This is a genomic window from Microbulbifer epialgicus, from assembly GCF_041447265.1.
Taxonomy (GTDB): domain Bacteria; phylum Pseudomonadota; class Gammaproteobacteria; order Pseudomonadales; family Cellvibrionaceae; genus Microbulbifer; species Microbulbifer epialgicus.
This window is the reverse complement of sequence record NZ_JBGMEK010000041.1, coordinates 37,032-44,270: the sequence shown is the minus strand read 5'-3', so window position 1 is coordinate 44,270 and position 7,239 is coordinate 37,032. Positions and strand designations below refer to the sequence as shown.

The 7,239-nt window shown below is 53.7% G+C and carries 5 protein-coding genes; 3 read left to right on the top strand and 2 right to left on the bottom strand.

Annotation, left to right across the window (positions count from 1 at the left end; translation table 11 throughout):
* Nucleotides 1–84: 84 nt before the first annotated feature.
* Together gap and tkt are read right to left on the bottom strand one after the other, a co-directional pair.
* Nucleotides 85–1,107, bottom strand: a complete 1,023-nt coding sequence (gene gap, locus ACCI49_RS16100) for a type I glyceraldehyde-3-phosphate dehydrogenase (protein ID WP_371840108.1) — start codon at nt 1,105–1,107, stop codon at nt 85–87.
* Between the two features lie 86 nt (nt 1,108–1,193).
* Nucleotides 1,194–3,194, bottom strand: coding sequence for a transketolase (gene tkt / locus ACCI49_RS16095; protein ID WP_371840107.1), 2,001 nt, complete (start codon nt 3,192–3,194; stop codon nt 1,194–1,196).
* A 257-nt stretch (nt 3,195–3,451) separates the two neighbouring features.
* On the opposite strand from tkt, the gene ACCI49_RS16090 reads away from it, so the two are divergent.
* From ACCI49_RS16090 to ahcY, 3 genes are all read left to right on the top strand, one after another.
* Complete coding sequence (locus ACCI49_RS16090) at nt 3,452–4,408, top strand: metalloregulator ArsR/SmtB family transcription factor (protein WP_371840106.1); 957 nt, start codon at nt 3,452–3,454, stop codon at nt 4,406–4,408.
* Nucleotides 4,409–4,479: 71 nt separating this feature from the next.
* Entirely contained in the window at nt 4,480–5,700 is a 1,221-nt protein-coding gene (gene metK, locus ACCI49_RS16085) for a methionine adenosyltransferase (protein ID WP_371840104.1), read from the top strand.
* 96 nt (nt 5,701–5,796) lie between these two features.
* On the top strand, nt 5,797–7,182 hold the full coding sequence (gene ahcY / locus ACCI49_RS16080) for an adenosylhomocysteinase (protein WP_371840103.1): 1,386 nt from the start codon (nt 5,797–5,799) through the stop codon (nt 7,180–7,182).
* The last annotated feature ends 57 nt before the right edge of the window (nt 7,183–7,239 follow it).

Genomic DNA, 7,239 nt, shown 5'->3' with positions numbered 1-7,239 from the left:
GGAGTTTTTAAACAATTGGTTGTAATCGGGCTAGGGCTCCAGCGGCAAAAAAGAAGCTGCTGGTGGTCTGGCTCGCTCTAAACTCTAGGTATTAGATATATCAGTAATTTTAGTTGCAACATCCAACATTCGATTTGCAAAGCCCCACTCATTATCAAACCAGATTAAAATCTTCACCAGCTTCCCTCCTGCAACCCGGGTCTGACTGGCATCGATAATTCCCGAGCGCGGATCGTGATTAAAGTCGCAGGAAGCGAGGGGTTCTTCGGTAAAGCCGAGTACGCCTTTAAATTCTGTTGCGGCTGTGGATTTCAGTAAAGAATTGACTTCACTTTGGCTCACATTTTTTTGTAATTGCACAGACAGATCAATGGCGGAGACATTGACCGTGGGTACGCGCATGGCCTGAGCTTCAAATTTCCCATATAAGTGCGGCAGTATGCGCTCGATACCTCGGGCCAGAGCTGTGTCGACAGGAATAATTGAAGTAACGGCGGAACGGGTTTTTCTTAAATCGGTGTGATGGTAGGCATCGCTCACCGGTTGGTCGTTCATGGCTGAGTGGATGGTGGTTAAAACTCCAGCTTCAATGCCAAATGCCTGATCCAGTGCTGCGATTACCGGCACGCTGCAATTGGTGGTGCAGGAGGCTGCAGAAATAATTGTCTCATTGCCGTTTATAGTGTGATCGTTTACGCCGTAAACAATAGTGGCATCCACATCGCGGCTGGCGGGCTGAGAAAATAAAACTTTCTTTGCTCCAGCGGCCAAGTGTATCTCGGCGTATCTGCGCTCTTTGAAGCTGCCAGTACACTCGAGCACAATATCAATGTTTTCCTGCTTCCAGTCCAGGTCTTCCAATCGTTCACAGTGTGTCACCGCAATACGATCGCCATTGACCACCAGAGTGTCATTTTCTACAGAGACTTCACCAGCGAAACGTCCGTGAACCGAATCGTATTTTGTTAAGTGGCCGATAGTGGCGCAGTCTGCCAGCTCATTAATGGCTGCAATCTGCAGAGTATCGCGGGCGCCGGATTCGTAGAGGGCGCGCAGAACAGAGCGGCCGATACGGCCATAACCATTGATAGCGAGTCTGGTCGTCATAGCAGTACTGTCAGATAGGAATTATGGAGCACGCCAAGCGCTCCCCCAGTAAACAACTGTGGGGAGCGTTCAGTTAAAGTGCTGAATTATTTCAGCAGCTTCTCGACGGTTTCGGCCACGTTGTCTACGGTAAAGCCGAAGTGTTGCATCAACTCGCCACCGGGGGCGGATTCACCGAAGGTGCTCATGCCGATAATTTCGCCATCAAAGCCGACGAACTTGTACCAGTAGTCTTTGTGGCTGGCTTCAACTGCTAGGCGTGCACGCACAGCAGAGGGTAGTACAGATTCGCGGTAGGACTCATCCTGTTCCATAAAGGCTTCGGCGCAAGGCATGGAGACTACGCGAACTTTCTTGCCGGCGAGTTTTTCCTGTGCGGCCATGGCCAGCTCGACCTCAGAACCGGTAGCAATAATGATTGCCTCGGGAGTGCCTTCGCAGTCGGATAGCACATAGCCACCTTTTTCAATTTGCGCCAGCTGAGCGGCATCGCGCTCCTGTGGTGCCAGTCCCTGACGGCTGAATACCAGGGTGCTGGGCCCTTGCTTACGTGCGATAGCCATCTTCCAGCTCACTGCAGATTCAGTGGCATCACAGGGACGCCAAGTGTGCAGGTTAGGCGTTGAGCGCAGGGCACTGAGTTGCTCTATCGGCTGGTGAGTAGGGCCGTCTTCGCCAAGACCGATAGAGTCGTGGGTGTAGACAAAAATGACGCGTTGTTTCATCAGTGCGGCCATGCGCACGGCATTGCGCGCATATTCCATAAACATCAGGAAGGTTGCACCATAGGGTACGAAACCGCCGTGCAGGGCGATGCCATTCATCATGGCGCTCATGCCGAACTCGCGTACGCCATAGAAGATGTAGTTGCCGGAGGCATCTTCAGCGCTCACGCCTTTGGAACCAGACCAGATGGTGAGGTTGGAGCCGGCTAAGTCGGCCGAGCCGCCGAGGAACTCGGGTAGCAGTGGACCATAGGCATTCAGCGCATTCTGGCTCGCCTTACGCGAAGCAATTTTCTGTGCATCTTCCTGGCACTGTTTGATGTATTCATCGGCTTTCACCAGGAAGTCGGCCGGAAGCTCACCGCTCATACGGCGTTCGAATTCGGCGGCCAGCTCCGGGAACTCTTCACGGTAGTCTGCCAGGATATCGTTCCACTCATCCTCCTGGGCCTCACCTTTGGCCTTGCCATCCCAAGCGGCATAGATATCTTCGGGCAGCTCGAAAGGTGCGTGAGCCCAGCCAATGGTCTCGCGTACCAGGGCAATTTCATCGTGACCCAGTGGTGCGCCGTGACATTCTTCACGACCCTGCTTGTTCGGGGAGCCGAAGCCGATCACTGTTTTACAGCAGATGATGGTGGGCTTGTCAGTAACTGAACGGGCCGCTTCAATTGCGGCCTTAATGGCACCGGCGTCGTGGCCATCTACATTGGGGATTACGTGCCAGCCATAGGACTCGAAGCGTTTGGGCGTGTCGTCGGTAAACCACCCCTCTACCTCGCCATCGATGGAGATACCATTGTCATCATAGAAGGCGATCAGCTTGCCCAGGCCCAGGGTGCCGGCCAGGGAGCAGGCTTCGTGGGAGACGCCCTCCATCAGGCAGCCATCGCCCAAAAATACATAGGTGTGGTGGTCGACCAGCTCGTAACCGGGACGGTTAAATTGAGCCGCGAGTACTTTCTCGGCCAGTGCCATACCCACGGCATTGGTAATGCCCTGGCCGAGGGGGCCGGTAGTGGTCTCAACACCGGGCGCATAACCGTACTCCGGGTGACCTGGGGTCTTGGAGTGCATTTGGCGGAACTTCTTCAGCTCTTCAATCGGTAAGTCGTAGCCGGATAGGTGCAGCAGGGAATACAGCAGCATAGAGCCGTGGCCGTTGGAGAGCACAAAGCGGTCGCGATCGGCCCACTCGGGGTTTGCCGGGTTGTGCTTCAGGTAGTCATTCCACAGCACTTCGGCGATATCCGCCATACCCATAGGCGCACCCGGGTGGCCGCTGTTGGCTTTCTGGACCGCATCCATGGACAGGGCGCGAATGGCGTTGGCCATGTCTGTGCGAGAGGGAGTAGAAGACATAGGAAGAGCTCTCTGGTTTTCGGGTAGGCCGCGGTGCCGCTCTATAGGCAATTTCCCGCGACGACAAAATGGGGGCGTATTTTCCCGTAAAGACCTGTCCCACGCAAAGGCTTGCTGGAAAAATTGCCATTGAGTGCGGCAGCAATTTCCCGTGTTAGTGTCTTTAAATCGATCATGGCTATCTGCATCAAAATAATTTTATAAAGCTATATCAAAATATTTTGATATTGTGCTCGGTGCCTGCTAGACTCATCCGCATGCCTGAATCCCAGCCCATCCATGAATCCAGCCCCGGCACGGAAATTCCGCAGTTGGCGGCGATGCTGAAGGCCGCAGGAGATCCCCTGCGGCTCGAGATATTGCGCTTGCTCAGCCAGGACTCCTACAGCGTGCTGGAACTGTGTCGCATTTTCGACCTGCGTCAGCCGGCCCTGAGCCACCATCTGAAAGTGCTTGCTCAAGCTGGGTTGGTGAGCAAGCACCGCGAAGGCAATAACATCTTTTATAGGCGCACAAGTAGCACTCCGCTGCTTGCGCAATTGTTTGCGAGTCTGGATCTGCTGCCCCTGTCCGAGGCTCGGATTGAATCAGTGGCGCGAATCTCTGAAGAACGCGCTGAGGCCTCGCGCCGTTTCTTTGCGGATTATGGCAATTGTTTCCGTGAACAGCAGGAGCTGATTGCCAGCTATAGCGTGTATGGGCCCCAGGTAGCAGAGCTGCTCAATGTGGGGCGCCATGCACTGGAGGTGGGCCCTGGAGAAGGGGAGTTTTTGCAGGAATTGTCATTACGATTCGGCACTGTGACAGCGCTAGACCTGTCATCGGCCATGTTGGCGCGCGCCCAGGCTTTTGCCGATGAACAGGGACTCGACAATATTGAGTTTGTCTGTAGCGATACCCGCGCTGCGGCGGCGCGCCCAGCCAGTGCGGATACTATTGTGGTGAATATGGTGCTGCATCACACCCCAGACCCTGCACAGATTTTCAACGATCTGCAAAATGCTATGAAGAGTGGCGGCCAGCTATTGGTGGCGGAGCTTCAAGAGCATAGCCAGGACTGGGCCAGAGAGGCTTGCGGTGATTTGTGGCTGGGATTTGCTCCAGAGCAGTTGAGCGACTGGGCACAGAGTGCCGGATTACAAGATGGGCGCAGTGTCTACAGCGCCCTGCGCAACGGTTTCCAGATCCAGATACGAGAATTTGTTAAACCTTGACGGCAACTGATACGTATTGTCAGAACCAGAATTTTCTAACCGCCCGCGGCGGAATAAATGGAGACTCTCACATGAGTGAATACAGATTGTTTACATCGGAATCCGTGTCCGAAGGGCATCCGGATAAGATAGCCGATCAGATTTCCGACGCGGTATTGGACGCTTTACTGGCTCGCGATAAACAAGCCCGCGTGGCTTGTGAAACTCTGGTGAAAACTGGGATTGCAGTGATTGCCGGGGAGATTTCCACTTCTGCCTGGGTTGACCTGGAGGAGTTGGTGCGCAAGGTAATTACCGGCATCGGCTACACCTCTTCCGATGTGGGTTACGATGGTGAGACTTGTGGTGTGATCAATGTGATCGGCAAGCAGTCTGTCGATATCGCCCAGGGTGTCGATCGCGCCAAGCCGGAAGATCAGGGGGCCGGTGACCAGGGTTTGATGTTTGGTTATGCAACCAATGAAACCCCAACCTTTATGCCGGCGCCGATTTACTATTCCCACCGCTTGGTGGAGCGCCAGGCGGAAGCGCGCAAGTCCGGTCTGCTGCCATGGCTGCGCCCGGACGCCAAGAGCCAGCTGACTTTCCGCTATGACGAACAGGGTCGCCCCTGTGCGATTGATGCGGTAGTGCTCTCCACCCAGCACAACCCGGATGTCAGCCAGGCCGATCTGCGCGAAGCCGTGATGGAATTGATTGTGTATCATACGCTGCCGGTGGAATGGTTGCATAAGGATACCAAGTTCCATATCAATCCAACCGGTAACTTTGTTATTGGCGGCCCTGTAGGCGACTGTGGTCTCACCGGGCGTAAAATTATTGTGGATACCTACGGCGGCTCCGCACGTCACGGCGGCGGTGCCTTCTCTGGCAAGGATCCTTCCAAGGTGGATCGTTCCGCAGCCTACGCTGGTCGCTATGTGGCGAAAAATATCGTTGCTGCCGGGCTGGCCAAGCGTTGCGAGATTCAGGTTTCCTATGCCATCGGTGTGGCCGAGCCCACCTCTGTTGCTATCGACACTTTTGGCACCGGCATTATTCCAGAGGAAAAGCTGGTTGAGCTGGTGCGTGAGAATTTCGATCTGCGTCCTTTCGCCATTTCCAAGTCCCTCGACTTGTTGCACCCCATGTATCAGCTGACAGCGGCTTATGGCCACTTCGGGCGTGACCCCTTCACCCATACCTATAACTGGGTGGACAGCAACGGCCAGGAGCGCAGTGAGACCTTCACCGCTTTCCCCTGGGAAAAAACCGACAAGTTAGACACCCTGCGTGCTCAAGCCGGGCTTTAATTTCTCTTTATCAAATAGTGGTCCCAGATCGGGGGCCACTCGATCGGAAGCGATGTAGAGCTCCAAAGTAAAATAACTTCACTGGACCTGAAAAGAATGAATCAGATGAGTACTGAATTTAAAGATTTTAAAATTGCAGATATTTCCCTGGCTGAGTGGGGCCGTCGTGAGATAGAAATCGCCGAGGGTGAAATGCCAGCGTTGATGACTTTGCGTGAAAAGTATCGAGCAGAGCAGCCGTTGGCAGGCGCACGCATTATGGGGTGTATCCATATGACCATCCAGACTGCGGTTCTAATTGAAACCCTGGTCGCCCTGGGTGCCGAGGTGCGCTGGTCCTCCTGTAATATATTCTCAACCCAGGACCATGCGGCGGCTGCTATTGCCGCGAGTGGAGTTCCGGTATTTGCCTGGAAAGGTGAGACAGAGGAAGAGTATGAATGGTGCCTGGAGCGCACCGTCGGCGCCGATGTTGCCGGCTGGCAGCCGAATATGATTCTTGATGATGGTGGCGATCTCACTGAACTATTACATCGTAAATACTCCGATATTCTCGATAACTGCCATGGTATCAGTGAAGAGACCACGACCGGCGTGCACCGTTTGCAGGACATGCTGCGTGAAGGCACCTTGAAGGTGCCGGCGATTAACGTAAACGATTCTGTAACCAAGAGTAAAAACGACAATAAATACGGTTGTCGTCACAGCCTGAACGATGCCATCAAGCGTGCCACCGACCACCTGCTAGCCGGTAAGAAAGCACTGGTTATCGGTTACGGTGATGTAGGTAAAGGCTCCGCGGCCTCCCTGCGTCAGGAAGGCATGATTGTAAAAGTATCTGAGGTAGACCCCATATGTGCCATGCAGGCCTGTATGGACGGCTTTGAACTGGTATCCCCCTACATTGACGGTATCAATACTGGTACCGCGGAAGATATCAATAAGGAGTTGCTGGCCAACACCGATCTGATCGTGACCACCACCGGCAATGCCAATGTATGCGATGCACATATGCTCTCAGCCCTGAAGAGTGGTGCTGTAGTGTCCAATATTGGCCACTTTGACAACGAAATTGACACCGCCTTTATGCGCAAGAACTGGGTGTGGCAGGAAGTGAAACCCCAGGTACATAAAGTGGTGCGCAACAGTGAAGCCAATGATCACTTACTGCTGCTGTCCGAAGGCCGCCTGGTAAATCTTGGCAATGCCACTGGTCATCCCAGCCGTATTATGGATGGCTCTTTCGCCAACCAGGTACTTGCACAAATTCACTTGTTTGAAGAGAAGTTTGCCGACCTGCCTGCAGATCAAAAAGTATCTGCATTGTATGTGAAAGTACTGCCTAAGCGCCTCGACGAAGAAGTCGCTCGCTACATGGTTGAAGGTTTCGGCGGTGTAATCACCCGCATGACTGAAGAGCAGGCCAAATATATCGGTGTTTCCGTGGACGGTCCGTTCAAACCAGAAAGTTATAAATACTAAAATCCTCATAGTAAGGTGCCGGCGTGCCGGCACCTTACTTTCGGAGGGTCTGGAAAA